Source organism: Arthrobacter sp. GW460-12-1-14-TSB2, from assembly GCF_059423525.1.
In genome coordinates this window covers 1-26,104 of record NZ_JBWKYC010000003.1, presented here as the reverse complement: position 1 = coordinate 26,104, position 26,104 = coordinate 1, and the positions used below count along the sequence as shown (strand labels likewise).

The following is a 26,104-nucleotide window of genomic DNA, read 5'->3' as shown; positions in this document are numbered from 1 at the left end:
CCCTAGGATGGCAGTACCGCCAACCACAACCGAGGAATCCCTTGCGCACTTTTGTCTCCGCTGCCGCCGTCATCCTTGGACTGCTGCTGGCCGCCGTCTCCGTCCCTGCCATCTGGGTGGACCGGAACATTGTGCAGGAGGATGGCTTTGTCTCGCTCGCCGCACCGTTGGGCAAGGACACCGTCTTCCAGCAGAGGCTGGCGTCCGCGGCTGTTGCGAGCATCGACCCGGCCGGCCAGATTCCTGAACCGTTCGCCGATCTGGTGCAGCCGATCCTGGACTCCGCCGCCAAATCCCTGACGACGCTCCCCGGCTATCCTGCGGCCTGGGAAGAAACGCTGAGGAAGAGCCACCGGCTTAACTTCCCGGCTGCAGGGGCCGGATCGGCAGCAGCTGACCCGTCCACGTCCCTCACCCTGGATGTGGCGCCCTTGGTTGGCCTGCTGACCAAGCAGATTTCGGAGGCCACCAACATTCCGATTGAAGCGCCGGACCAGACGCGCATCGACATCGGGCAGCCGAGCCACCGTCAGCTCGTTGACCAGGTTGCGGCCTATGCCCCCATGGGTTACGCGTTGGCTGCCGGCTCGGCCATTGCCCTACTGCTGGCCCTCATCGCCGCCCGCCGGCGCTGGATTGTGCTGGTAGGTACGGGAACGGGGGCGTTGGTGCTGGCCGCGGCGTGGAAACTCGGATCTGATGCGGCCGGCCTTGCGGTAGGCGGGACGGCCAGCGGGAACGAGGTGGCGGATATCTTCAAGAGTGAATTCGTGGCGGCATCCTCGGAGCGGTTCGGACAATGGATCCTGGTGGCTCTCATCGCCGGCGCCGTCCTCATTGTGGCCGGCGTCATTCTCCGCGTCGTTGCCGGCGCCGGACGCGACCAGCGTTCCCGGTAGCATTGAACAATGACCACCTCAGCAGTCTCCATTCCCATGCCGTCAATTCCACGCAGGCGCCGTTCGCCTGAAGACGTGCTGGCTGCAGCCCCGGTCTCAGGTCCCAAAAAGGTGCTGCTAGCGGCTCCCCGCGGCTACTGCGCCGGCGTGGACCGCGCCGTCATCGCCGTGGAGAAGGCACTGGAACACTATGGTCCGCCCGTCTACGTGCGGAAGCAGATTGTCCACAACGTCCACGTCGTGAGTTCGCTTGAGGAGAAGGGCGCCATCTTCGTTGACGAGACTGATGAGGTCCCCGAAGGCGCCCTGGTAATTTTTTCGGCCCACGGAGTATCGCCCGCGGTCGTGCAGTCGGCCGAGGACCGCGGCCTGCGTACCATTGACGCCACCTGCCCGCTGGTGACCAAAGTCCACCGCGAAGCTGTCCGTTTCGCCAAGGACGACTTTGACATCCTCCTCATCGGCCACGACGGTCACGAGGAAGTTGAAGGAACCGCCGGCGAAGCCCCCGACCACATCCAGATCATCAACGGTCCGCACGAAGTCGACAAAGTTAGCGTGCGGGATCCGGAAAAGGTCATCTGGCTGTCACAGACCACCCTGAGCGTGGATGAAACGATGGAAACCGTCCGGCTCCTCAAGGAACGGTTCCCGACACTGCAGGATCCGCCCAGCGACGACATCTGCTACGCCACCACCAACAGGCAGGTAGCCATCAAGAAGATCTCCCCGCAGGCCGATCTGGTCATTGTGGTGGGCTCCGCCAACTCCTCCAACTCCGTCCGCCTCGTGGAGGTTGCACTGGAATACGGCGCCAAGGCGTCCTACCGCGTCGACTTCGCCAACGAAGTGGACGAGGCCTGGTTCGAAGGCGTGGCCACGGTGGGCGTCACCTCCGGCGCGTCCGTTCCGGAAGTGCTGGTCAAGGATGTGCTCCGGCTCCTGGCGGACTACGGCTACAGTGCTGTGGAAGAAGTGGTCACGGCGGAGGAAGACCTGCTCTTCTCGCTGCCCAAGGAGCTGCGCGCAACGCTTAAGAAATCGGGCGACGTGACCCGTGCCCTCGGCGGACGCGGAGCGCGGAACTAACTCCTTCGCGGCACAGGGCCATGCGGTCTCAGCGGAGGCCGGCCGGCCCGGCCGCGGGCTAGGCGGCCGACTCCTCAGACTGAAGTTCGGGAGCCGCCACCGACCGGGGAGTCACCTCGATCGCAGGCGGTGTGGTCAGCCCCTCGGCTTCAAGGGCGTTGAGTTTCCGCGCCGTCGGAAGAATGCGCGCTTCCAGCGTTCCGACCATTGAGTTGTAGCGGTCAACGGAAGTCTTCAGCGACGAACCCAGCTTGGTCACGTTTTCGCCCAGTGTGCCCATCCGCTCGTAGAGCTGCCGCGCCAACTCAAAGAGCTCTCGGGCGCTGTCTGTGAGCACGTCCTGGCGCCAGGTGAACGCTACTGACTTCAGCACGGCCAACAAGGTGCCGGGGGATGCCAGCACCACATTCTTATTCAAGGCGTAGTCCAGAAGGCCGGCGTCCGCTGCCAGCGCGGCCGCCAGGATGGATTCGGCCGGCAGGAAGCAGATGACGAGTTCCGGCGAATTGCCCGGGATCTCCCAATACTTCTTGTTGCTCAGGGCGTCCACATGGGATTTCAGGGCCTTGGCGTGGGCTGCCAGCAACGCGTTCTGGCCGTTGAGGGCGGACCCCTGCTGCTGGCGTCCCGCTGAAGGTCCCAGGTCCTGGGCCTCAAGGTAGGACCCCAGGGGAACCTTGGCGTCCACCACCAGCTGCTTCCCGCCCGGGAGCTGGACCACGAGGTCGGGGCGGACGGCGTTCCCCGCTCCGGCGGTGTGCTGCTGCTCGTGGAAATCCACGTGGCGGAGCATGCCGGCGGCTTCCACGACCCGGCGCAGCTGGACCTCACCCCACTGGCCGCGGGCGCTATTCGACCGAAGGGCGGACTCCAGGGCGTGGGTTGAGCGCAAGAGCTGCTCGTCGGAAAGCCGGGCCTCCTGAAGTTGCTGGGCCAGCTGCCCGTACTGCTCCAGCCGGTCGCGTTCCAACAGGGACACCTGCTGCTGGACCGCCGTCAGCTTTTCCGCCACCGGGGCAAGCGCCCGAAGGACGCTGCCGTCCTGGTTCCGCGACTCGCCCAGCTCCCGGTTCTGTGCAGACAAGAGGCGCCGCTCGGCGTCGGCCGCCGCGAACTGGGCGCTGACCTCCGAAAGGCGCGCCGAGACGCCGTCGAAGTCCTGTTCCAGGGCCACACTCCGCCGCCGGAGCGCCACGTAGGTGAGGGCGGCGCCGATCACGGCGCCGAGAATCAGCATCAGCAGGGCAAGTATCAGTGCAAAAGCGTCCATGTGTTCACTTTGGCATGGGCCACCGACATTTTTGGCGCAGACGCACGCCGCCTGCGGAGGCCGGGAACGGACCGCCGCATGGTTCGCGCCCGGTTACCGGTAGAATTAGTGCTCGTGGCTCTTACTATTGGCATCGTCGGACTGCCCAACGTCGGCAAATCAACCCTTTTCAACGCACTGACCCGTAATCAGGTGCTGGCTGCGAACTATCCGTTCGCCACCATCGAGCCGAACGTCGGTGTGGTCAACCTGCCGGACCCGCGGCTTGCCAAGCTGGCCGCTGTCTTCGGATCACAGCGCCTGCTGCCCGCCCCCGTGTCGTTCGTCGATATCGCCGGGATCGTCAAGGGTGCGTCGGAGGGCGAAGGCCTGGGCAACAAGTTCCTCGCCAACATCCGCGAGGCCGAGGCCATCGCGCAGGTTGTCCGCGTGTTCGATGACCCGGACGTCATCCACGTTGACGGCAAGGTGGATCCGCGCTCGGATATGGAGACCATCAACACCGAACTGATCCTGGCTGACCTCCAGAGCATCGAAAATGCGATTCCCCGGATCGAAAAAGAAGTCAAGATCAAGAAGCGCGACGCGGCCGAACTGGCCGCGATCAAGGCGGCGCAGGCCGTGCTTGAACGTGGCGACACCATCTTCTCCTCGATCAAGAGCGACAAGCTCGAGATGGAGCACCTCAAGGAGCTCGGCCTGCTGACCGCCAAGCCCTTCATCTACGTCTTCAACTCGGACGAGGGAATCCTGGGCGACCCCGCGAAGCAGGAAGAACTGCGCGCCATGGTTGCTCCGGCGGACGCCGTCTTCCTCGACGCCAAGCTGGAATCCGACCTCGTGGAACTGGACGAGGAAGAAGCCCGCGAGATGCTGGAGATGAACGGCCAGGACGAATCAGGCCTCGACCAGCTGGCCCGCGTCGGCTTCCACACGCTGGGACTGCAGACCTACCTGACGGCCGGTCCCAAAGAAACCCGCGCCTGGACCATCCACCAGGGCGACACCGCACCGCAGGCCGCCGGCGTCATCCACTCCGATTTCCAGCGTGGCTTCATCAAGGCCGAAGTTGTGTCCTTCGACGACCTCATCGACGCCGGATCCATGGCCGAGGCCAAAGCCCGCGGCAAGGTCCGTATCGAAGGCAAGGAATATGTAATGGCCGACGGCGACGTGGTGGAGTTCCGCTTCAACGTCTAGCCACGTTCTCGAAAATCGCGTCCTGGCACAAGTCGGGGCGCGATTTTTCGTTGTCAGAACCGCCTAGTGCGGGTCTTGATAAACCTGCGGGGGTCCATCCGAGGGCGGGTCCCAACTTGGTGGCGATGTCGGTGAGGATCTGGACGTAGTCCTCGTGGTCGAAGCTGAAAGGCAGCGCGAACGCCACTTCGTCGACTTCCTGGAACCCCGCGTGCGAGTACAACTGATCCGCAATCTGAGCGCTGGTGCCAATGAGATCGGGAGCGAACAACACGCGTTTAGGCCCCTGCGGCGCCAAGGTCCGGGGAGTGCGTTCATCGACGTACTGCTGGTACTTTTCCCGCTGTTTGGCGGAAGCCGAATCGGTCGGGATCACCACCAGGCCTTGTGAGACCCGGGCTGGTCCGTGCGCTTGGCCTGAGGCAGCGGCAGCTTCACGATAGGCCCGAATTTGTGACTGTTGGATTTGGGCAAACGCCGGTTCCTGATTCGTCTCGGCAAACATCACACTGCTGGAGAGCAGATTGAATCCGTTTTCTCCGGCCCAGATTGCTGACTTCTTGCTTGCCGCCCCATACCAAAGCCGTTCGCGCAGCCCGGAAGAGTGCGGCTCGACGCGGTTGGAGAATTCCTCAACGACACCATGCTTGCCGGAGAATTCCCGCACCGGTTCCCCTGCAATCAAACGGGCAAGCCGCTCCAGACGTCCGTAACTGAAGTCCTCCAGCTCAGCGGAATCCGGGTACAACTCGTGCTTGACCGTGGCGTAGTGCATTGGTTCCCCCACGCTCAGGCCGGGATTGATTCGTCCGCCGGCGAGCAGATCCGCGGTGGCCAGGTCCTCGGCCAGGCGCAACGGGTTTTCCCAGCCCATCGGAGTCACTGCCGTTCCAAGCTCGATCCGGGAGGTGCGCTGGCTGGCCGCAGCCATGAGGGCAACGGGGGAGGAAATCCCGAACTGCAGATGGCGGTGGCGCAGCCAGGCGCTATCAAATCCAAGCCGCTCGCCCAGCTCGATGACCTGCAACGTCGATTCGTGCCCCGCGGCTGGATCCGCCGGATCGAACAGGCCAATAGTCAGGAATCCGAGCTTGCGTAGCGGTCGTGAGGAGTCGGGCATGGGCTTCCTTCAGGGTCAGTGTGGGACTGATCCCCATGATAGGCGGGCGACGAAGGGCAGCTACCGACAATGGCGGGAAATTACCCGCTAAGACACTGACCTGGAATCGAGCCGCTCGATGACCTCCGAGGTGGTTACAACGATGAGATTCGATCGTCCGCAGCACTGCCGCAGTCAGTGAATAGGCATTAACCCCAAAGGCCACGATTCCTCGCGAATCGTGGCCTTTATGTTGATTGTTGCAGCTCGGTAACAACCTTTACCCATGGGCAACTTTGGTCCCTTTGGCTTTCTTTTCGGGTCTAGGCTACTGCTCATGTGAGACTAGCCACATTCTCACTGGGGGAATGGGCGGTCTGGCCGGCGCCTACAGCGGCGGTCTTTTCAACACCACAGAAACATAGGAGGCGGAATGCGCTTAGGTCGTATTTCCAAAGCGGTAGGCGTCGCGGCAGCTGCCGCGCTAGCTCTCAGCGCCTGCGCCGGCAACAGCGGCGGGACCACCCCGTCCAGCGCTACTGCCGGCAAACAGGGTGGCTCAGCCACGGTGGTCGAGGTGAACGCGTTCAACACGTTCAACCCGAACACCGCCGACGGCAACACGGACATCAACTCGAAGATCAGTTATGCCACCCACTCGGGTTTCTACTACATCGACAACCAGCTGAACGTTGTACGCAACGAGAAATTCGGCAAGATGGAAAAGACTTCCGATGACCCGCTAACGATCAAGTACACCGTCAACGAGGGCGTGAAGTGGTCCGACGGCACACCCGTGACGGCGGCCGACCTCCTGCTGCAGTGGGCGGCTTTTTCCGGCTACTACGATGATGCCGACTCCGAGGCCAAGACGGGCACGCAGTACTTCTCCTACGCCGGTGACCCCACCGGCCTCAAGCTCACCGACTTCCCGGAGCTCGGTGACGACAACCGCTCCATGACCATCAAGTACTCCAAGCCCTTCGCTGACTGGGAAACCGTTCTTGGCGGACCGGGCATCGACATTGCGGCGCATGTGCTGGCCAAGAAGGCTGGCCTGAGCGACGCTAAGGCGCTCGTGGACTACCTGAAGGAAAAGCCCAAGGGCGATCCCAAGGCTCCGAAGCCGGCCGATGAGAAATTGAAGGCCATGGCTGACCTCTGGAACACCGGCTTCGACACGAAGACCCTGCCGTCCGATCCCAGCCTTTTCCTTTCCAACGGTCCGTACATCGTCAAAAGCGTCACCCAGGACCAGTCGCTGACCATGGTCCGAAACAAGGATTACAACTGGGGCCCCGAATCCAGCCTGGACGAAATCACGGTCCGCTACATCGGCTCAGCTCCGGCACAGGTGCAGGCCCTCAAGAACGGCGAAGCTGACATTATTGCGCCGCAGGCCTCGGCTGACACCATCGAGCAGCTCAAGGCCCTGGAAAGCCAGGGCGTCACCGTGGAACAGGGCAACCAGCTCTCTTACGACCACATCGACCTGAACTACTCGGGCCCGCTGGCCGAGAAGAGCGTCCGGGAAGCGTTCATGAAGACTGTCCCGCGCAAGGACATCGTTGACAAGATCGTGAAGAAGCTCGATCCGCAGGCCAAGCCGCTGGACTCGCAGCTGTTCGTCCCGGCGCAGGCTGCCTATGCGGATTCCGTCAAGAACAACGGCTCCTCCGCCTACCAGGACGTGGACATCGACGGCGCCAAGGCGCTCCTCGCGGGCAAGACGCCCGAGATCCGCATCATGTACAACAAAGACAACCCCAACCGTGTGGACGCATTCTCGCTGATCCGCGAGTCGGCCACCAAGGCCGGCTTCAAGATCGTCGACGGCGGCCTGGGCAAGTCCGACTGGGGCAAGGCCCTCGGTGACGGCAGCTACGACGCCACCATCTTCGGCTGGACCAACCCGGGTGTGGGCGTTTCCGGTGTACCGCAGATCTTCCGCAGCGGCAACGGATCCAATTTCAACCAGTTCAGCGATCCCGATGCCGACAAGCTGATGGATGAACTGATCGTGACCACGGACCGCGCAAAGCAGGATGACCTCAGCAAGGAAATCGACAAGAAGATCTGGGATTCCGCCTACGGCCTTCCGCTCTTCCAGTCCGTGGGCGTGGACGCTTACAGCGACCGCATCACGGGTGTTAAGTTCATGCCGAACCAGACCGGTGTCTGGTGGAACTTCTGGGAGTGGGCCGAGAAGTAGAGCCCCCGCTCAGCAAGTGATTGAGCAGGTGAAGGCGCCGGGACAACAGAAGCACCGTCCCGGCGCCTTTGCCGGCACCACCGGCATTCTCCCGGCCTTCCGCCCCCCCTCATTCGGAAAGCCGGCCTGATTCTGCGATGGGTCCGGCGAGATCCCGGGCCCGGATATCGAGGCTTTCCACCATGGTGACGTACATCGTCCGGCGGCTCATCACAGCCGCACTCATACTTCTCGGCGCATCATTCCTCGTCTACCTCCTGACAGCGTCGTCAGGGGATCCCCTGGAGGAATTCCGCGCCAGCAGCGCGCCCAACAAGCAACAACTCATGGATGCCCGCAGCGCACTCCTTGATCTCGACACGCCGGCTCCGCTCCGGTACTTCAAATGGCTGGGCGGAGCGGCGCAGTGCCTGGTTCCCTTCGGCTCGTCGTGCGACCTGGGTAAGAACATCGCCGGACAGCCGATCACCGAAGCCCTCGGGTTCGCGCTGGTCCAGACCCTGACCCTCGTCACGGGCGCCACCATCCTTGCCATCCTGATCGGCATAGCCCTCGGCATCATTACCGCGCTGCGCCAGTACAGCGCGCTGGACTACGGCGTGACGTTCATGGCGTTCCTATTCTTCTCCCTGCCCATCTTCTGGGTTGCCGTGCTGCTGAAGGAATACGGTGCCATCGGCTTCAACGACTTCCTCCGAAATCCCGAAATACCGCTGCCCGTCGCGTTGGGCATCGGCGTCGTCGCCGGCCTGATCGTGGCCGTGGCGGTGGGCGGGGCGGCCCGGCGCAGGTTCGTTTCGGGTGGCATCGTTTTTGTGGCAGTCAGCCTTGTGCTCGTCTACTTCTCCGTCGTCCAGTGGTTCCGGAATCCCGGTCTCGGCCCCGTTGTTATTGCCATCGCCGGTGTCGGCCTGGCCTTTGCCGTGACGCTTTTGGTGGCCGGCCTCAAGAACCGGAAGGCCCTGCAGGCGTCACTCATTGTGGTTGCCCTTGCTGTGGTCGCATACTTTGCTGTGCAGCCGCTTCTCAACCAGGCCACGGCTGTCATGATCGTCCTCCTGGGCCTGGCGACCATCGGCGTTGGCGTGGGAACGGGCTACCTGGTGGGCGGCTACGACCGCGGCCAGTCGATGCGCGCAGCCGGAATAACGGCTTTCCTAGTGGGCGGGCTCGTTGTGTTGGACCGCTTTATGCAGGCATGGCCCGGTTACTTCAGCAACAGCAGGGTCCGGGGCCGTCCCATCGCCACGATCGGTGCAGGCACGCCCAACATCCAAGGTGATTTTTGGATCCTTACCCTGGACACCTTTACGCACCTGATTCTGCCGACCATGGCCCTGATCCTGGTATCGCTCGCCAGCTACACGCGGTTTACCCGCTCCTCCATGCTCGAAATCATGAACATGGACTACATCAGGACGGCCCGCGCCAAAGGCCTGTCCGAGAGATCGGTGGTGATGGGGCACGCGTTCCGCAACGCGCTGATTCCCATTGCAACAATCGTGGCCTTCGATATCGGGGCCCTGATCGGTGGTGCCGTCATTACTGAGACCGTGTTCTCCGTCCGAGGCATGGGCTTCCTGTTCCTGGACGGCATTATGCACATCGATCCGAACCCTGTGATGGGTGTATTCGTCTGCGTCGCGGTTACGGCGATGGTATTCAACCTGATAGCGGACCTCGCGTACTCCGCACTCGATCCCCGCGTAAGGATTAAGGCATGAGCCAGCCAACCCAGCAGGAAGAATTCCTGGCCGAACACTCACACTCCAGGCAGCCGGGTTCGTCCTTGGAACCCGACGCGAAGGGGTTAAGTCAGGGGCAGATTGTCCGCAAGCGTTTCCTCGGCCACAGCGGCGCCATCGTGGGCCTGGTCATTTTCGCCATGATCTTCATCCTCGCCTTTACTTCCGTGGGCTGGGCAGGAATTCCGGGCTGGTGGAAGTACAACCACGTTGACGTTTCACCGCTCGTTAACGACGGCGTCCCTACGGCGTCCCTTTGGCCGCCGGCCTGGGGAGACCACCCGTTCGGGCAGGACCGGATCGGCCGGGACCTCTTTGCCATGACCATGCGCGGCGCCCAGCAGTCCATCATCATCATGTTGCTCATCGGGACCATCGCAGGCCTGCTCGGCACCGTGGTGGGCGGATTGTCCGGCTACTTCCGCGGCTGGGTGGAAGCCGTCCTGATGCGCATCACGGACGTCATCATCATCATTCCGGTGCTGCTGCTGGCCGCAGTGGTTGCCCAGAGCGTTAACCGCAGGGACCAGGGCGGCTGGTTTTCGGGCTTCGCGGCCAGCAACGGCATCCTGATACTGGGAATCTTCCTAGGGCTCGTCAGCTGGGTCGGCCTTGCACGCCTGATGCGCGGGGAATTCCTGACACTACGGGAACGGGAGTTTGTTGATGCTGCACGCATCTCCGGCGCCAGCAACGCGAGAATCATCTTCAAGCACATCCTGCCCAACGCCATCGGCGTCCTGATCGTGAACGTGACACTCACAATGTCCGCCGCCATCCTCCTGGAAACCGCCCTGAGCTACCTCGGCGTGGGTGTGAAATCCCCGGACACCTCGCTGGGGCTCCTCATCTCGCAAAACCAGGAAGCGTTCGCCACCCGGCCATGGCTGTTCTGGTTCCCTGGCATCTTCATTGTCCTGATCTGCCTGAGCATCAACTTCATCGGCGACGGGCTCCGGGACGCATTCGATCCAAGGCAGAAGAAGTTCAACGCCAAGAAGGCCAGGGACACTCAGCAGTCCGGGGAACCGGCCAAGGTGCCGGCTGCCGCAGCCGACGGGTCTGCGGGCGACTGAATGCGGCCTGTCCGGGCATCCGCCCTAAGGAACTGCAACGGCCCAGTAACTGGCGGCCAGCAGCACGGCGGTGGCTGCAACCGCCGGCCAGCGGAACGTCACCCTGACGGCCGTCGTTTCGGCATTTCCTGCGTCCAGGGAGCCAGCTTCGACCAGCTGTTCCCAGCGTCCGCGGACCAGCCGGGCCGCCTGGCCGGAATCAGTGGTTTTCAGGTCACCGGGGCGCACGGACTTTCCCGGCCCGTACGTGGCGGAAGGCAGGCCCTTGAGATCCTCAGGACGGGCGTTCCGGCCGCCCCAGATGCCCGGTGCCGGTGCAGCCCAGGAAACGTAGCTCCCGGCCGGCGTGACCAGCGTCAAGGCGTACCGGGTATCAACATTGACCAAGGCAGCCCAGGGGACGTTAACGGAGCGGAACGGATTCTCCAAGGTGATGCCGGCGTCGTGAACCACCACCGAAGGCATCCAGAACAGCAGCCAGCCGAGAAAGCCGATCAGCAGCAGCGGGCCTGCCCCCACGAGGGCGGCCGGGCCTCCGGCCGCCGCAGTGACGACGAGGCCGAGCGCTGCGACCAGCCAGGAGAGCCACGCGAACCATCTGTTCGTAGGGGCTTTGAAGACTTCAACATTTCCGGCGTGCGGCACACTGCTCATGCCCCTAATAATTCAGGATTCCAGGCCGCAGCACTAATCTCCTGTGCAGTGGCGGCCTGGGCGGAAGGGAACCCGTCATGACTGACAACATCACCCCCCACCAGGACGCCGCCCCCGGGCAGGAACCCGCCAAGGGCGCTGTTGTACTCGAGGTCCGCGACCTCAGCGTGGACTTTGGAGTGGACAAGAAATGGGTGCCCGCGGCCATCGGCCTGAACTATGAGGTCAGGGCCGGCGAAGTCCTGGCCATCGTGGGGGAGTCCGGTTCGGGCAAGAGCGCCAGTTCCATGGCCCTCCTGGGCCTCCTGCCCAGTAACAGCCGGGTATCCGGCAGCGTCCGCCTCTCAGGGAAAGAGCTCCTCGGTGCCAGCGCGGCCAACATCCGGGAAGTCCGCGGCAAGGACGTGGCCGTGATCTTCCAGGAGCCCATGACCGCACTCAACCCGGTTTACACGGTCGGGGCGCAGATCGTGGAGACAGTGCGGCTGCATAACGAAGTTTCACCCGAACAGGCCAAGGAACGCGCCCTGCGGATGCTGGAACTGGTGGAACTACCGGACCCGGAGAAGGCGTTCAAGTCCTACCCGCACCAGCTGTCGGGCGGCCAGCGGCAACGGGCCATGATTGCGCAGTCGCTGTCCTGCGACCCCAAGCTGTTGATTGCCGACGAGCCCACCACGGCCTTGGATGTCACTGTCCAGGCCGAGATCCTGGACCTCATGCGCAATCTGCGGAACAAGCTGGACAGCGCCATTGTGCTGATCACCCACGACATGGGCGTGGTGGCGGACCTCGCCGACCGGATCGCCGTCATGCGGCGGGGCCTGATTGTCGAAACCGGAACGGCCGAGCAGGTCTTCCGGAACCCCCGGCACGAATACACGCAGGCATTGCTGGCGGCGGTGCCGCACCTTGGCCAGGGCGGAGCGGAGCACGGCGAAGAAGTCGACGTTACCGCCGCGCTGGCAGCCGCCACCCACGCCGAGCTGGAATCGGTGGAGCATGACGAACTGGTTCGGCGCGAGCGGGAGAACGCTGCGGCGCTGGCTGCTGCGGCCGCGGAACGGCCCCAGGGCGAGCCGGTCCTCGAACTGACTGATGTGGCCATCGAATACCCCAAACAGGGCCGCGTGCCTGCCTTCAGGGCCGTGGAGGGAGCAAACCTCGTGATCTACCCGGGCCAGGTGGTGGGACTCGTAGGCGAATCGGGCTCCGGCAAGACCACCATCGGCCGCGCGGCCGTGGGGTTGCTTCCCGTCGCAGCAGGCACAATGCGGGTGGTGGGCCAGGACATTTCAGCCGCCAAGAAGAACGGCAAGCAGCTGCACCATGTCCGGCGGCACATCGGCATGGTTTTCCAGGACCCGTCGTCGTCGTTGAATCCGCGCCTTCCGATCGGCGAGAGCATCGGCGAACCCATGTTCCTTGCCGGGGAGGCCAAGGGAAGCGGGCTGCAGAAGCGGATCGAGGCGCTCCTTGACCAGGTCGAGCTGCCCAGGAGCTACCGCAACCGGTATCCGCATGAGCTATCCGGCGGCCAGAAGCAGCGCGTGGGCATCGCCCGGGCACTGTCGCTCAAGCCGAAGCTGATGGTTGCGGACGAACCGACGTCGGCACTTGACGTGTCGGTGCAGGCAAAAGTACTTGAACTGTTCCAGAACCTCCAGAAAGACCTCGGCTTCGCCTGCCTCTTCGTGACGCACGACCTGGCGGTGGTCGACGTGCTGGCCGACCGCATCTGCGTGATGCAGCGGGGCAGAATCGTTGAGCAGGGCACTCGGGACCAGATTCTGCGGAATCCGCAGGAACCCTACACGCAGCGCCTGCTCGCCGCGGTGCCCCTGCCGGACCCCGAAAAACAGCGTGAGCGACGGGAGCTGCGGGCTCAGCTGCTGGCGAGTGGAGTGGAGTAAGATCCGTCACATCAGGTGTAGGCTACCACTGAGTAACGTGTGACTTGAAATACGCCGGTGTTGACGCTAGTGGTCAAATTGTGACCGGGTTACAGTTTGGCAACAGAGTTCCAACATCTGGACATTTTGGGGTTAGGCTACTCACTTATGTATGCCACGTCACAGGACACCTCTGTGCCCGGCCTGCGGGGAAGCACAAGACTTTCCCTTCTCACTCCCACAACTCATAGGAGGCGGAATGCGTTTTTCGCGCACTTCCAAAGCACTGGGCATGGTTGCCATCGCGGCCCTAGCCCTGACCGGATGCGGTGCCGGAGGCGGCTCCACCGCCGGTAGCGGCAGCACCGGTGGCGACACCAGCAAAGTAATTCTTGTCGACGGCTCCGAGCCCCAGCGCCCGTTGATGCCGGCCGATACCAACGAAGTCGGTGGCGGCAAGATCATGCAGATGATGTTCTCGGGCCTCGTCAGCTACGACCCGAGCGGCAAGCCCGTAAACGAACTGGCCGAGTCCATCGAGGGTCCGGATGGCCAGAACTTCACCGTCAAAATCAAGAAGGACCAGAAGTTCACCAACGGCGAGGTCATCACGGCCAAGACGTTCGTTGATTCCTGGAACTTCGGCGCGGCCGCGAAGAACGCACAGCTCAGCGGTAGCTTCTTCGAGAGCATCAAGGGTTACGACGAGGCCAGCGCAGAAGGCTCCACCGTCGAGACCATGTCCGGCCTCAAAGTCGTTGACGACCAGACGTTTACTGTTGAACTGAAGCAGCCTGAATCTGACTGGCCGCTTCGCCTCGGCTACACCGCTTTCGTTCCGGTTCCGTCCGGCGCGCTGAAGGACCCGAAGGGCTTCGGCGAGAAGCCGGTTGGCAACGGCCCGTACAAGATGGCCGACGGCGGCTGGCAGCACAACGTGCAGATCCAGCTCGTACCGAACCCGGACTACAACGGCGCCCGTAAGGCCAAGAACGCCGGTGTGACGTTCAAGATCTTCCAGAACGACGACGCCGCGTACCAGGATCTTCTGTCCAACAACCTGGACGTCCTTCAGACCATCCCGACCAGCGCGCTGAAGAACTTCAAGACTGACCTCGGCGACCGCACCATCAACAAGCCGTACGCCGGCAACCAGACGATTGCCATTCCGGAATACCTGCCGGAATGGAGTGGAGAAGCTGGCAAGCTTCGTCGCCAGGCCATCTCCATGGCCATCAACCGTGAAGAAATTACCAAGGTGATCTTCAGCGGCGCACGCCAGCCCGCCAAGGACTTCACTGCTCCCGTCCTTGACGGCTACAGCGATTCGATCCCGGGATCCGAGAACCTGAAGTTCGACGCAGAGAAGGCCAAGGCTGCCTGGGCCAAGGCTGACGGCATCCAGAAGTGGGACGCAGAGAAGACCTTCACTATCGCCTATAACGCCGACAAGGGCGGACACAAGGCCTGGGTCGAAGCCGTAGTGAACCAGCTCAAGAACACGCTCGGCATCAAGGTTGAGGGCAAGCCGTACGCCACCTTCAAGGAAGCCCGCAACGACGCCACCGCTAAGACGCTGACCGGCTCCATCCGCGCCGGCTGGCAGGCGGACTACCCGTCGCTGTACAACTTCCTCGGACCGATCTACAAGACCGGTGCAGGCTCCAACGACGCCAAGTACGCCAACCCGACGTTCGACAAGGCCATTTCTGAAGGTCTTGCCGCTTCCTCCGTCAGCGACGGCAACAAGGCCATGAACAAGGCTCAGGAAATCCTCCTGACCGACCTTCCGGCCATCCCCCTGTGGTACCAGGTTGCCCAGGGCGGCTGGAGCGATAAGGTCACCAACGTTGACTACGGCTGGGACGGCGTCCCGCTGTACTACAACATCACTGGCAAGTAACAACTGAACAACGGCGGGGGCTGCATGGACTGGGCCCCCGCCGTTGTTTTGCTTGCACCCCAATTTCTAAGCACCAGCTACGCCGGTGTACTTTGCAGCCGGGCCTCCGTGACCACACCGGCGACGGCTGCACCCATAGTGAAAAGGTTCTTTGATGAACAACTCCGCCGCATCCTTGGACAGGATGCCTGCTGACGGGGGTGTCCTTCGCTGATGGCGACTTACATCCTCAAGCGTTTCCTGCAGCTGATCCCGGTCTTCCTGGGCGCTACGCTGCTGGTCTACTTCCTGGTCTTCAGCCTGCCTGGTGACCCAATCGTGGCCCTCTTCGGCGACAAGCCGGTCAATGAGGCCGTGGCGGCCCAGCTGCGGGCCCAGTACCACCTGGACCAGCCGTTCTGGATCCAGTATCTTCTCTACCTTAAGGGCATCTTCACCTTCGATTTGGGCCAGGACTTCTCCGGACGCCCGATTGCGGCTGTGCTTGGCGAGGTCTTCCCGGTCACGGCCCGGTTGGCCGTCATGGCATTGATCTTCGAGGCCGTCTTCGGCATCATCTTCGGCCTGATCGCGGGCCTCCGCAAGGGCAAGTTCTTCGACGCGACCGTCCTGATCGCCTCCCTGATCGTGATCGGCATCCCGATCTTCGTGCTCGGCTTCCTGCTGCAGTTCACCATCGGCGTCCAGCTTGGCTGGGCCAAGCCGACCGTGAGTTCGGCCGCCACCGTCCAGGACCTCATCCTGCCGGCGATCGTCCTTGGACTGGGCTCGTTCGCCTACGTCCTGCGCCTTACCCGGACCAGCGTCATCGAAAACATGAACGCCGACTACGTGCGAACAGCTACGGCCAAGGGATTGTCCCGTTTCCGTGTGGTCCGGGTGCACATCCTGCGCAACTCGCTGATCCCGGTTATCACCTTCCTCGGCGCCGACCTGGGCGCCCTGATGGGCGGAGCCATCGTTACCGAGGGAATCTTCAACGTCCCCGGTGTGGGCAACCGGCTCTACCGCGCCGTTACCCAGGGCGAGGGCCCCACGGTTGTCTCGATCGTCACCGTGCTGGTGCTGATCTATGTCGTATCCAACCTGCTTGTAGACCTGCTGTATGCCTGGCTTGACCCGAGGATCCGCTATGACGCCTGAGAACATCGCATCATCCCAACTCACTGACGCACCGGCAAAGCGGCACATCGAACACTTTGTCGCCGACTTTTCCGAGACGCCGCTGCAGGCAACCGACAGGGTCAAGGAAGACCAGGCCCCGCTGAGCCTTTGGGGCGAGGCCTGGAAGAACCTGCGCCGGCAGCCGCTTTTCCTGATCTCGGCTTTCCTAATCCTGGTCGTTGTGGCAGTGTCACTGTTCCCGTCGCTCTTTTCGGGCATTGACCCGGCTTCAGAGGCATGCCAGCTGGCCAACTCCGACGCTGGACCGGCGGCCGGGCATCCCCTCGGCTTCACCCAGCAGGGCTGCGACGTGTACGCACGCGTCATCTTTGGCACACGCTCCTCGGTGACCGTGGGACTCTTCACCACCCTTGGCGTCCTCCTGATCGGCGGCATCATGGGTGCCCTCGCCGGTTACTACGGCGGCTGGGTGGACTCCATCCTGGCCCGCATCAACGACATCTTCTTTGCGCTGCCGCTGATCCTCGGCGCCATCGTGCTGATGCAGCTTCCGGTGTTCCGTGCCAACCGCACGGCCTGGACGCTCGTGTTGATCCTGGTGACCTTCGGCTGGCCGCAGATCGCCCGCATCACCCGCGGCGCCGTGATCGAGGTCCGCAACGCGGACTTTGTGACGGCCGCCCGCTCGCTGGGTGTCTCCAAGTTCGGCGCGCTCATGCGCCACGTCATGCCGAACTCCCTCGCGCCCATCATCGTCGTGGCCACCATTTCGCTGGGCACGTTCATCGTCGCCGAGTCCACCCTGTCCTTCCTGGGCATCGGCCTCCCGCCGAGCGTCATGTCGTGGGGCAATGACATCCAGGCAGCGCAGGCTTCCCTGCGGTCCAACCCGATGCCGTTGCTCTACCCGGCCATCGCGCTGTCCATCACCGTCCTGAGCTTCATCATGCTGGGCGACGCCCTGCGTGATGCGCTCGATCCCAAAGCGCGCAAGCGATGAAAGGGGACGCCATGAACGCCTCTGTCGAATTCCACGAAGCCGGCGCGGCTGCCGGACGCCCGCTCCTTGAAATCAAGGATCTGGCGATCAGCTTCACCACCAGCAACGGCGAAGTGAATGCTGTCCGCAACGCGCACCTCACGGTGATGCCCGGCGAGACTGTTGCCATTGTCGGCGAGTCCGGTTCCGGCAAGTCGACGACGGCGCTGGCCGCCATCGGCCTGCTCCCCGGTAACGGCCGTGTAGCGGCCGGCCAGGTTCTCTTTGATGGCGAGGACATCGCCCATGCCTCGGAGAAGCGCATGATCGAGCTGCGCGGCAACAGCATCGGCATGGTGCCTCAGGATCCGATGTCCAACCTCAACCCGGTGTGGAAGATCGGTTACCAGGTCCGGGAAACGCTGAAGGCGAACGGGCTGCCCAGCGGCCCGGACGACGTCGCGAAGGTGCTTTCCGAAGCTGGGCTTCCCGATGCGGCCCGCCGCGCAAAGCAGTACCCGCACGAATTCTCCGGCGGCATGCGCCAGCGTGCGCTGATCGCCATCGGCCTGTCCTGCCAGCCGCGGCTGCTCATCGCTGACGAGCCCACGTCCGCGCTGGACGTCACCGTGCAGCGGCAGATCCTGGATCACCTCGAAAAAATGACCTCCGAGCTGGGTACGGCCGTGCTCCTCATCACGCACGACCTGGGCCTGGCCGCCGAACGCGCGGACAAGGTGGTGGTGATGTACCGGGGCAACGTGGTGGAAGCCGGTCCGTCCCTCGAACTGCTGCAGAACCCGCAGCACCCGTACACGCAGCGCCTGGTGGCCTCGGCGCCGTCGCTGGCCTCTCGGCGCATCCAGGTGGCCAAGGAACTCGGCGTCGAAACGGACGAGCTGCTCGCTCCCGCCGAGGCGGTCGTCGTCGAGCCGACCATGACCGAAGACGTGCTCCAGATCCAGAACCTCCGCAAGGTCTTCAAACTGCGCTCCGGCTTCGGGAAGTCCACCGACTTCGCCGCCGTCGACGACGTTTCCTTCAGCGTCAAGCGCGGGACGACGACGGCGATCGTGGGGGAGTCGGGTTCTGGCAAGTCCACCGTGGCCCAGATGGTGCTGAACCTCCTGCAGCCGACGTCCGGAAAGATCGTGTTCGACGGCGTGGATACCTCCACGCTGAACAGCAAGCAGATCTTTGCGTTCCGCCGCCGCGTGCAGCCGATCTTCCAGGATCCCTACGGCTCCCTTGACCCGATGTACAACATCTTCCGGACCATCGAGGAGCCGCTGCGTACCCACAAGATCGGGGACAAAGCCAGCCGCGAGAAGAAGGTCCGCGAGCTCCTGGACCAGGTGGCACTGCCACAGTCGACCATGCAGCGTTATCCGAACGAGCTGTCCGGCGGGCAGCGGCAGCGTGTTGCCATCGCCCGTGCCTTGGCACTCGACCCGGAAGTGATCATCTGCGACGAGGCGGTTTCCGCCCTCGACGTCCTGGTCCAGGCGCAGGTGCTGAACCTGCTTGCCGAACTGCAGTCCAGGCTGGGCCTGACCTACCTGTTCATCACCCACGACCTTGCCGTGGTCCGGCAGATCGCGGACCACGTGTGCGTGATGGAGAAGGGCAAGCTGGTTGAGACCGGTTCCACGGACGATGTGTTCGACGCTCCGCAGCAGGACTACACGAAGGCGTTGCTCCATGCCATCCCGGGTGCGCGGCTGATGCTGCCGCCGGAAGTTGCCTGAGCAAAAACGCGAGCAAATGTTCCCTGGGTTAGGGTCATCACGAAAGGAGCCGGTATCCGCCCCCGGGGCGGATACCGGCTCCTTTTTGTGCTGAATTGTCCGGGTGCCGATGCGACTCTATGCAGAAGGGGCAGCTCAGGAGGGTGAGGCTCCGCTCACCCGACCGGCAATGCCGAGGTGGCCGGCACAGCGGGCGCCTCAAGTCCCAGTTCCTTCAGCCTTGCGGCCAGGATGGTCCCCAGCGCCTTGTGGCCCACACTGTTCATGTGCACGGCGTCGGCCAGTTCTTTGGCTAGATCGAACCTGGTCAGCCAGTCACCAACGCTGACGAAAGGGATGGCATTTTTGGCTGCCACCGTGCCGAGCAATGCGTCCACCTGTGACCGCCGCCCGCCGCCGTAGTTGATTCCGCGGGCCAGGGTGCCGATCATGGCAAACTTGGACCCAGGGTAGCGTTGTTTGAGCGAGGAGATCAGGCGTTCGGCATTGGTCACGATCTGGGCATCAGTGGCTCCGCGGGCAGCATCGTTTCCGCCGCCCTGGATGACCACCAGCCCGGGCGACCCGTAGGGAAGCTGCCAGTCGCCGCGCTGCAACGCGTCAATGTAGTTTCCGGTCTTGCCATTGCCCACAACAAAGCCGGTGCCGCCGCGGCCGCAGAAGAATACGTTGTAACCCATGGCAGCCAGGCCCTGGCGGGGCCAGCCGGCTTCGGGCTCGGACTGGGAGTCCCCGATCAGGACTGCGGTGCGCTTGATGTTGGCGACGATGACTTCGTTGCGGCCGTTTGCAGGGTTCAGGTAGACCGACCCGGGTGCCATCGATGCCGGATCGGATTCCGGGGCAAGCCGGGCCTTCCCCGGCGATCCGGCGGCGACCGGTTCGCCCGGTGCTGCAGCCACCGGCGCGGCCGCCGATTTCCGCGGAACGGACTGGCCGGATGCAGATGCCGACGGCTGCGATGCTGCCGCACTGGCGGCCGGTGCGGCAGATTCCGGGGCCGCATTCGGGGTCTGTGGTGCCTGCCCGCAGCCGGCCATCAGAACGCCGGCGGCGATCATAGGTGCGACGAAGCGGGTCAGGGCTGAAGCGTTTCGCATCTAGGGTCTCCGGGCTTTGCGTGCTGTTACCTCCGTAATGATGGGGCATCGCAACAGGAATATCCAGTAACTTAAGCCACTATTCGTCCCATTCAGATGACGATCCAGTAACGGGGTCTGGAGGACCCCATTTTGGGGTTTTTAGGCCAATAAATGACCTAGCGCTTAGAATGGTAGAAGGTGCCCTGTGCCAAAGGGTCTCATCCGTCGTGCGTTCCGGTTGGAAATGTCGCGATACCACAGCTGACTTCACCACTGAATCGAGCAATAACGCATGTCTGAAACCACCACCAACACCGCGGTAGCCACTGCATCGCGCAGTGACCTGCGCAACGTCGCGATCGTGGCCCACGTTGACCACGGCAAGACCACGCTGGTCGACGCCATGCTCAAGCAGACCAACTCCTTTGCCGAGCACAACCACCTCGAAGACCGCGTCATGGACTCCGGTGACCTTGAACGCGAAAAGGGCATCACCATCCTGGCCAAGAACACCACCGTGGCCTACAACGGACCGTCCTCGCAGGGCGAGACCATCACGATCAACGTGATCGACACCCCGGGCCACGCCGACTTCGGCGGCGAGGTGGAGCGCGGCCTGTCCATGGTTGACGGCGTTGTGCTCCTCGTCGATGCTTCCGAGGGCCCCCTGCCCCAGACCCGTTTCGTGCTTCGCAAGGCCCTTGCCGCGCACCTGCCGGTGATCCTGCTGGTCAACAAGACCGACCGCCCCGACGCACGGATCGACGAAGTCGTCCACGAGTCCATGGACCTGCTCCTGGGCCTGGCCTCCGACCTCGCCGACGAAGTTCCGGACCTGGACCTGGACAAGATCCTCGAAGTCCCCGTCGTCTACGCCGCCGCCAAGGTTGGCCGCGCCTCCCTTGAGCAGCCGGCTGACGGCACCGCTCCGGAGAACGAGGACCTTGAGCCGCTGTTCAAGACCATCATCGAGCACATCCCGGCACCGACGTACAACCCGAATGGTGTCCTCCAGGCACACGTCACCAACCTGGATGCCTCCCCGTTCCTGGGCCGCCTGGCTCTGCTGCGCATCTACAACGGCACCCTGCGCAAGGGCCAGACCGTTGCCTGGGCACGTGCCAACGGCGAGCTGAAGAACGTCAAGATCACCGAACTGCTGGCCACCAAGGCCCTCGACCGCGTGCCGGCCGAGTCCGCTGGTCCGGGCGAGATTGTGGCCGTCGCCGGCATTGAGGACATCACCATCGGTGAGACCCTGACCGACGCCGACAACCCGCAGCCGCTGCCGCTGATCACCGTGGACGATCCCGCGATCTCCATGACCATCGGTATCAACACCTCGCCGCTCGCCGGCAAGGTCAAGGGCGCCAAGGTCACCGCACGCCAGGTGAAGGACCGCCTCGACAAGGAACTGATCGGTAACGTCTCCATCAAGGTCCTCCCCACCGAGCGTCCCGACGCCTGGGAAGTCCAGGGCCGTGGCGAACTGGCCCTGGCCATCCTCGTCGAGCAGATGCGTCGCGAAGGCTTCGAGCTGACGGTCGGCAAGCCCCAGGTGGTCACCAAGACCATCGACGGCAAGATCCACGAGCCGATGGAGCACATGACCATCGACGTGCCGGAAGAATACCTCGGTGCCGTCACGCAGCTCATGGCAGCCCGCAAGGGCCGCATGACCAACATGGCCAACCACGGCACCGGCTGGTGCCGCATGGAGTTCATCGTTCCGGCCCGCGGCCTGATCGGTTTCCGCACCAAGTTCCTCACGGACACCCGCGGCGCCGGTATCGCTGCCTCCATCTCCGAGGGCTACGAGCCCTGGGCCGGCCCGATCGAATACCGCACCAACGGTTCGATGATCGCCGACCGCGCCGGTGTTGTGACGCCCTTCGCCATGATCAACCTGCAGGAACGCGGCTCCTTCTTCGTGAAGCCCACGTCCGAGGTCTACGAGGGCATGATCGTGGGCGAGAACTCCCGCGCCGACGACATGGACGTCAACATCACCAAGGAAAAGAAGCTCACCAACATGCGTGCCGCTTCCTCCGACACCTTCGAGAACCTGACGCCCCCGCGCGACCTGACCCTCGAAGAGTCCCTCGAATTCGCCCGCGAAGACGAGTGCGTCGAGGTTACCCCGGAGTCCATCCGGATCCGCAAGGTCATCCTGGACACCAACGAGCGCGCCAAGGCCAACCGCGCCCGCGCCAAGGTCTGATCCGGGCACGTTCCGGTTATCACCTTCGTGAACAATAGAGCTGCCGGCATGGCAGGCGGCATCGCCGCCGCCGTGCCGGCAGCTCTTTTTGTTGCCGCGGCCGGTACGACACTGCACCGCCAGCAGTTGCTGCTTTCCGGCGTCGTCCTTCCCTGGGGTGCAGTGGCAGCGCTGGTGCTTCTCGGCTCGGTCCAACTGCTCCTCGGGGCGGCCTTCCGGTCGGTGATCCCGACGGCGGCCTGCGGCGTGCTGTGCTACGTCCTGGCCGGCCTGTGGTCGACGCTGGAGCCCGGCAAGCGGCTGATCGCGGGGGACTTTCCCGGGTACACGTGGATCTACGGCATCGCCGGCGTAACCGTGCTGATGCTCGTCTGGTGCCGGCGCTACCGGACGCTGAGGCCGCCGGCCTGACGACGCGCGTGCTGGAGGCTAAGGTGCCGTGCGCGGGGCACGCCGTGCCGGCGCCGGTGGCACCGCTTTCGCTGCCACCACCAGGGCCAAAGGGATTACGACGTCGGTCCGCCGGGTGCGGACGGTGCATTCAGCGGCGTTGATTCCCACCAGATCGCCCACAGCATCCGTCATGCCCTCCGGGATCTTGTAACGGACCACCACCCTTGTGCCCAGCGGCGCGCCTTCCAGGAACTGCCGGGGAGCGGGGATCTGCGGATTCACCACTCCATCCTAGGACCCCGCGCTAGTATGACGCGGGCAATGTATGACGCGCCGCTAGGTTCGCGGGAACAGCCTGATAGATAATAGGCTCAGAAGTCAGCAGTTCGGCGTTCAGGCCGGAAATGATCACCGGCGGAATGCCGGAAACCAACGTGGAGAGGCAAGGGACGTGACGTACGTAATCGCGCAGCCGTGTGTAGATGTCAAGGACAAGGCATGTATTGAAGAATGCCCCGTCGATTGCATCTACGAGGGTGAGCGGTCCCTCTACATCCACCCCGATGAGTGTGTCGACTGCGGTGCCTGCGAACCTGTCTGCCCCGTCGAGGCCATTTACTACGAGGATGACACCCCGGACGAGTGGGCCGACTACTACAAGGCCAACGTTGAGTTCTTTGACGACCTCGGCTCGCCCGGCGGCGCTGCAAAGGTCGGCAACACCCACACCGACCACCCGATGATTGCTGCCCTGCCGCCGCAGAACCAGGATCACTGAGGCGCTTGGCGTGACATCCGCAGTACGCAGCTTCGGCCTTAGCCTGCCCGATTACCCGTGGGAGGCCATGGCACCATATCTTGCCAAGGCTGCGGAGCACCCGGGCGGGGTGGTCAATCTTTCCATCGGCACCCCGGTGGACCCCACGCCGGCCCTGATTCAGGAGGCGCTCCAGGACGCCGCCGACGCACCCGGGTACCCCACGGTGCACGGCACGCCGGCGCTCCGCACCGCTATTGCAGACTGGTTCGCCCGCCGCCGCGGCGTCCCCGGGCTGGATCCCCAAGATGTGATGCCAACCGTCGGGTCCAAGGAGCTGGTGGCATGGCTGCCGTTCCTTTTGGGACTGAAGCCGGGCGACGTCGTCGTCCGTCCTACGGTTGCCTACCCCACCTACGACATCGGGGCGACCTTCGCCGGCGCCGAACAGATCGCCGCTGACGACCTCGACGAACTGGATGACGAGACACGACAGCGCGTCCGGCTCGTCTGGGTAAATTCGCCGGCCAACCCCACCGGAAGCGTCCGTGACGCGGCGTCATTGAAGCGGATCGTCGACCAGGCCCGCGGGCTCGGCGCCGTGGTGGCTTCCGACGAATGCTACGCGGAACTTGGCTGGGGGGAGTGGGACGTCCAGCGCGGCGGTAGCCCGGTGCCCAGTATTCTGGACCCGCATGTAGCCGGCGGCTCCCATGACGGCCTGCTGGCGGTTTACTCGTTGAGCAAGCAGTCGAACCTGGCGGGATACCGTGCGGCGTTCGTGGCCGGCGACCCGGTGACTATGGCCAACCTGGTCAACAGCCGCAAGCACGCAGGCATGATCGTGCCGTACCCGGTGCAGGAAGCCATGCGGGTGGCGCTGGGCGACGACGCCCACGTTCAGGCGCAGAAGGACCTTTACCGCGGCCGGCGGGAACGGCTAGTGCCGGCGCTCGAGGCGTTCGGGCTGACCATCCACGAATCGCAGGCGGGGCTGTACCTGTGGTGCAGCGCCGGCGAAGCCACCTGGGACACCGTGGGCAGGCTGGCCGGGCTGGGGATCGTGGTTGGCCCCGGCGTGTTCTACGGCGATGCCGGCAACGGGTTCGTTCGCGTTGCGCTGACGGCCGCGGATGAGCGGATCGACACGGCTGTAGCCAGGCTGAGCACCGGCTCGTAGCCGCCACGGGTCCGTAACAATGATGTGACACGCAACACAACGGGGGCCTTTTTGGGGCATTTCGGCACTATCGGATTAGTGTCACCTTGCCTTGGAGCGGTACTTTTTAACTGACTATCAATGGTGGCTTTCTACAAGAAGGCAGCCCGGCCGTTGGAAACCCTGCCACGCAGGCTCCTCGGGCGGCTCCACCGGATGTTGGATCAAGCTTTCTACAGAGAGGCCCTGACGCCTCATGAGGAGACTCCATGACTGAGACCACCAGCGCAACCCTGCGCCATGCGGGCGGCGAACTCGAACTCCCGCGCATCAAGGTTGTAGAAGGAAACGAAGGCTATGACGTTTCCAAACTGCTGAAGCAGACAGGCGCCGTTGCCTTTGACCCGGGGTTCATGAACACTGCGGCCACCACTTCGGCGATCACCTACATCGACGGCGACGCCGGCATCCTGCGCTACCGCGGTTACCCGATCGAGCAGCTCGCCCAGCACTCGAGCTTCCTTGAAGTTTCCTACCTGCTCATCTACGGCAACCTGCCGAACGCCACCGAGCTGGAAGCCTTTGACCAGCGGATCCGCCACCACACCCTGCTGCATGAAGAGCTCAAGGGCTTCTTCAGCGGCTTCCCGCGGGACGCCCACCCGATGCCCGTGCTGTCCTCGGCTGTGTCCGCGCTCTCCACGTTCTACCAGGACTCGCTGGACCCGTTCAACGCTGAGCAGGTGGAGGTCTCCACGTACCGGCTCCTGGCCAAGATGCCGGTCATCGCCGCCTACGCCCTGAAGAAGAGCATCGGCCAGCCGATGCTCTACCCGGACAACTCCCACAACCTCGTGGAGAACTTCCTGCGCCTGAGCTTCGGCCTTCCGGCCGAGCAGTACGAGGTTGACCCGATAGTCGCCAAGGCACTGGACCTGCTCCTCATCCTGCACGCCGACCACGAGCAGAACTGCTCGACCTCCACGGTCCGGCTGGTCGGCTCGTCCAACGCCAACCTCTTCGCCTCCGTGTCGGCAGGCATCAACGCCCTCTTCGGCCCCGCCCACGGCGGCGCCAACGAGGCCGTACTGAAGATGCTCCGCCAGATCCAGGCCGACGGCACCAAGCCCGAGGACTACATGGAGAAGGTCAAGAACAAGGAAGACGGCGTCCGCCTCATGGGCTTCGGGCACCGCGTCTACAAGAACTACGATCCGCGGGCAAGGATCGTCAAGGACACGGCACACGAGATCCTCACCAAGCTCGGCGGCAACGACGAACTCCTGGAGATCGCCCTGCGCCTCGAAGAGAAGGCGCTCAATGATGACTACTTCATCCAGCGCAAGCTCTACCCGAACGTGGACTTCTACACCGGCCTGATTTACAAGGCCATGGGCTTCCCGGAGAAGATGTTCACGGTGCTGTTCGCCATCGGCCGCCTGCCGGGCTGGATTGCCCAGTGGCGCGAAATGATCAGCGACCCCAACACCAAGATCGGCCGTCCGCGCCAGCTCTACACAGGTGAGCCGGAGCACTGTTTCCGCTGATTGCAGCCGGATCCCCAGCCAGCCCGGGCCGTTGTCCACCCAGTTGCTGCCCAG

21 protein-coding genes are annotated in these 26,104 nt (G+C 63.6%); 16 read left to right on the top strand and 5 right to left on the bottom strand.

The window, feature by feature from the left end:
* The first annotated feature begins 41 nt into the window (after positions 1 to 41).
* The gene (locus AC07YR_RS05785; RefSeq protein WP_494733405.1) at positions 42 to 899 is read left to right on the top strand and encodes a hypothetical protein; all 858 of its coding nucleotides are present in this window, start codon (positions 42 to 44) and stop codon (positions 897 to 899) included.
* A gap of 9 nt (positions 900 to 908) precedes the next feature.
* On the top strand, positions 909 to 1,988 hold the full coding sequence (locus AC07YR_RS05780; protein WP_436058146.1) for a 4-hydroxy-3-methylbut-2-enyl diphosphate reductase: 1,080 nt from the start codon (positions 909 to 911) through the stop codon (positions 1,986 to 1,988).
* 58 nt (positions 1,989 to 2,046) lie between these two features.
* Here AC07YR_RS05780 and AC07YR_RS05775 read toward each other — a convergent pair whose 3' ends face one another.
* Positions 2,047 to 3,258, bottom strand: coding sequence for a DNA recombination protein RmuC (locus AC07YR_RS05775; protein WP_494733404.1), 1,212 nt, complete (start codon positions 3,256 to 3,258; stop codon positions 2,047 to 2,049).
* Positions 3,259 to 3,372: 114 nt separating this feature from the next.
* On the opposite strand from AC07YR_RS05775, the gene ychF reads away from it, so the two are divergent.
* Positions 3,373 to 4,458 (top strand): redox-regulated ATPase YchF, encoded by a 1,086-nt coding sequence (ychF, locus tag AC07YR_RS05770; protein WP_494733403.1) that lies wholly within the window; start codon positions 3,373 to 3,375, stop codon positions 4,456 to 4,458.
* On the opposite strand, the gene AC07YR_RS05765 is transcribed toward ychF, so the two are convergent.
* Complete coding sequence (locus tag AC07YR_RS05765) at positions 4,448 to 5,578, bottom strand: LLM class flavin-dependent oxidoreductase (protein WP_494733402.1); 1,131 nt, start codon at positions 5,576 to 5,578, stop codon at positions 4,448 to 4,450. The genes ychF and AC07YR_RS05765 overlap by 11 nt on opposite strands.
* Before the next feature lie 412 nt (positions 5,579 to 5,990).
* Between AC07YR_RS05765 and AC07YR_RS05760 the strand changes: the two genes are divergently transcribed.
* The 3 genes from AC07YR_RS05760 (at position 5,991) to AC07YR_RS05750 (ending at position 10,590) form a co-directional block, all read left to right on the top strand.
* Positions 5,991 to 7,769 carry an ABC transporter family substrate-binding protein gene (locus AC07YR_RS05760; RefSeq protein ID WP_436058143.1) on the top strand — a complete coding sequence of 593 codons (1,779 nt, stop codon included), beginning with the start codon at positions 5,991 to 5,993 and terminating at the stop codon, positions 7,767 to 7,769.
* Between the two features lie 182 nt (positions 7,770 to 7,951).
* A complete protein-coding gene (locus AC07YR_RS05755; RefSeq protein ID WP_494733401.1) occupies positions 7,952 to 9,493 on the top strand; it encodes an ABC transporter permease in 1,542 nt (513 codons plus the stop codon).
* On the top strand, positions 9,490 to 10,590 hold the full coding sequence (locus AC07YR_RS05750; RefSeq protein WP_494733400.1) for an ABC transporter permease: 1,101 nt from the start codon (positions 9,490 to 9,492) through the stop codon (positions 10,588 to 10,590). The genes AC07YR_RS05755 and AC07YR_RS05750 overlap by 4 nt, the downstream gene beginning before the upstream one ends.
* Positions 10,591 to 10,614: 24 nt before the next feature.
* Here the strand turns inward: AC07YR_RS05750 and AC07YR_RS05745 are convergent, their stop codons facing one another.
* Positions 10,615 to 11,244 (bottom strand): PH domain-containing protein, encoded by a 630-nt coding sequence (locus AC07YR_RS05745; protein WP_436058140.1) that lies wholly within the window; start codon positions 11,242 to 11,244, stop codon positions 10,615 to 10,617.
* 77 nt (positions 11,245 to 11,321) lie between these two features.
* On the opposite strand from AC07YR_RS05745, the gene AC07YR_RS05740 reads away from it, so the two are divergent.
* From AC07YR_RS05740 to AC07YR_RS05720, 5 genes are all read left to right on the top strand, one after another.
* Entirely contained in the window at positions 11,322 to 13,157 is a 1,836-nt protein-coding gene (locus AC07YR_RS05740; protein ID WP_436058139.1) for an ABC transporter ATP-binding protein, read from the top strand.
* 238 nt (positions 13,158 to 13,395) lie between these two features.
* Positions 13,396 to 15,039 carry a peptide ABC transporter substrate-binding protein gene (locus tag AC07YR_RS05735; RefSeq protein ID WP_494733399.1) on the top strand — a complete coding sequence of 548 codons (1,644 nt, stop codon included), beginning with the start codon at positions 13,396 to 13,398 and terminating at the stop codon, positions 15,037 to 15,039.
* 213 nt (positions 15,040 to 15,252) lie between these two features.
* Positions 15,253 to 16,182 (top strand): ABC transporter permease, encoded by a 930-nt coding sequence (locus tag AC07YR_RS05730; protein WP_230118676.1) that lies wholly within the window; start codon positions 15,253 to 15,255, stop codon positions 16,180 to 16,182.
* On the top strand, positions 16,172 to 17,164 hold the full coding sequence (locus AC07YR_RS05725) for an ABC transporter permease (protein ID WP_494733398.1): 993 nt from the start codon (positions 16,172 to 16,174) through the stop codon (positions 17,162 to 17,164). Before AC07YR_RS05730 ends, AC07YR_RS05725 begins: the two co-directional genes overlap by 11 nt.
* An 11-nt stretch (positions 17,165 to 17,175) precedes the next feature.
* On the top strand, positions 17,176 to 18,891 hold the full coding sequence (locus tag AC07YR_RS05720; RefSeq protein ID WP_494733397.1) for a dipeptide ABC transporter ATP-binding protein: 1,716 nt from the start codon (positions 17,176 to 17,178) through the stop codon (positions 18,889 to 18,891).
* Between the two features lie 155 nt (positions 18,892 to 19,046).
* Here the strand turns inward: AC07YR_RS05720 and AC07YR_RS05715 are convergent, their stop codons facing one another.
* A complete protein-coding gene (locus AC07YR_RS05715; protein WP_494733396.1) occupies positions 19,047 to 19,991 on the bottom strand; it encodes an SGNH/GDSL hydrolase family protein in 945 nt (314 codons plus the stop codon).
* A 274-nt stretch (positions 19,992 to 20,265) separates the two neighbouring features.
* Between AC07YR_RS05715 and typA the strand changes: the two genes are divergently transcribed.
* Complete coding sequence (gene typA, locus AC07YR_RS05710; protein ID WP_055796742.1) at positions 20,266 to 22,194, top strand: translational GTPase TypA; 1,929 nt, start codon at positions 20,266 to 20,268, stop codon at positions 22,192 to 22,194.
* A 48-nt stretch (positions 22,195 to 22,242) separates the two neighbouring features.
* Positions 22,243 to 22,605: a hypothetical protein gene (locus AC07YR_RS05705; protein ID WP_494733395.1), complete on the top strand. Its 363-nt coding sequence runs from the start codon at positions 22,243 to 22,245 to the stop codon at positions 22,603 to 22,605.
* Positions 22,606 to 22,623: 18 nt separating this feature from the next.
* On the opposite strand, the gene AC07YR_RS05700 is transcribed toward AC07YR_RS05705, so the two are convergent.
* Positions 22,624 to 22,869 carry a putative acetyltransferase gene (locus AC07YR_RS05700; protein ID WP_494733394.1) on the bottom strand — a complete coding sequence of 82 codons (246 nt, stop codon included), beginning with the start codon at positions 22,867 to 22,869 and terminating at the stop codon, positions 22,624 to 22,626.
* A 169-nt stretch (positions 22,870 to 23,038) separates the two neighbouring features.
* On the opposite strand from AC07YR_RS05700, the gene fdxA reads away from it, so the two are divergent.
* The 3 genes from fdxA to AC07YR_RS05685 all read left to right on the top strand — a co-directional run bounded on the left by fdxA (position 23,039) and on the right by AC07YR_RS05685 (position 26,050).
* The gene (gene fdxA / locus AC07YR_RS05695; RefSeq protein ID WP_055796733.1) at positions 23,039 to 23,365 is read left to right on the top strand and encodes a ferredoxin; all 327 of its coding nucleotides are present in this window, start codon (positions 23,039 to 23,041) and stop codon (positions 23,363 to 23,365) included.
* A 10-nt stretch (positions 23,366 to 23,375) separates the two neighbouring features.
* On the top strand, positions 23,376 to 24,524 hold the full coding sequence (gene dapC / locus AC07YR_RS05690) for a succinyldiaminopimelate transaminase (protein WP_494733393.1): 1,149 nt from the start codon (positions 23,376 to 23,378) through the stop codon (positions 24,522 to 24,524).
* Positions 24,525 to 24,772: 248 nt separating this feature from the next.
* Entirely contained in the window at positions 24,773 to 26,050 is a 1,278-nt protein-coding gene (locus tag AC07YR_RS05685; RefSeq protein WP_494733392.1) for a citrate synthase, read from the top strand.
* The last annotated feature ends 54 nt before the right edge of the window (positions 26,051 to 26,104 follow it).

Bases quoted from the DNA above. Each gene is read 5' to 3' on its own strand.
- typA (WP_055796742.1), top strand. From the start codon at position 20,266: ATGTCTGAAACCACCACCAACACCGCGGTAGCCACTGCATCGCGCAGT.
- AC07YR_RS05755 (WP_494733401.1), top strand. From the start codon at position 7,952: ATGGTGACGTACATCGTCCGGCGGCTCATCACAGCCGCACTCATACTT.
- AC07YR_RS05685 (WP_494733392.1), top strand. From the start codon at position 24,773: ATGACTGAGACCACCAGCGCAACCCTGCGCCATGCGGGCGGCGAACTC.
- AC07YR_RS05765 (WP_494733402.1), bottom strand. From the start codon at position 5,578: ATGCCCGACTCCTCACGACCGCTACGCAAGCTCGGATTCCTGACTATT.
- AC07YR_RS05775 (WP_494733404.1), bottom strand. From the start codon at position 3,258: ATGGACGCTTTTGCACTGATACTTGCCCTGCTGATGCTGATTCTCGGC.
- AC07YR_RS05740 (WP_436058139.1), top strand. From the start codon at position 11,322: ATGACTGACAACATCACCCCCCACCAGGACGCCGCCCCCGGGCAGGAA.
- AC07YR_RS05780 (WP_436058146.1), top strand. From the start codon at position 909: ATGACCACCTCAGCAGTCTCCATTCCCATGCCGTCAATTCCACGCAGG.
- AC07YR_RS05760 (WP_436058143.1), top strand. From the start codon at position 5,991: ATGCGCTTAGGTCGTATTTCCAAAGCGGTAGGCGTCGCGGCAGCTGCC.
- AC07YR_RS05745 (WP_436058140.1), bottom strand. From the start codon at position 11,244: ATGAGCAGTGTGCCGCACGCCGGAAATGTTGAAGTCTTCAAAGCCCCT.
- AC07YR_RS05715 (WP_494733396.1), bottom strand. From the start codon at position 19,991: ATGCGAAACGCTTCAGCCCTGACCCGCTTCGTCGCACCTATGATCGCC.
- AC07YR_RS05725 (WP_494733398.1), top strand. From the start codon at position 16,172: ATGACGCCTGAGAACATCGCATCATCCCAACTCACTGACGCACCGGCA.
- AC07YR_RS05720 (WP_494733397.1), top strand. From the start codon at position 17,176: ATGAACGCCTCTGTCGAATTCCACGAAGCCGGCGCGGCTGCCGGACGC.
- AC07YR_RS05735 (WP_494733399.1), top strand. From the start codon at position 13,396: ATGCGTTTTTCGCGCACTTCCAAAGCACTGGGCATGGTTGCCATCGCG.
- AC07YR_RS05705 (WP_494733395.1), top strand. From the start codon at position 22,243: ATGGCAGGCGGCATCGCCGCCGCCGTGCCGGCAGCTCTTTTTGTTGCC.
- AC07YR_RS05730 (WP_230118676.1), top strand. From the start codon at position 15,253: ATGGCGACTTACATCCTCAAGCGTTTCCTGCAGCTGATCCCGGTCTTC.
- AC07YR_RS05750 (WP_494733400.1), top strand. From the start codon at position 9,490: ATGAGCCAGCCAACCCAGCAGGAAGAATTCCTGGCCGAACACTCACAC.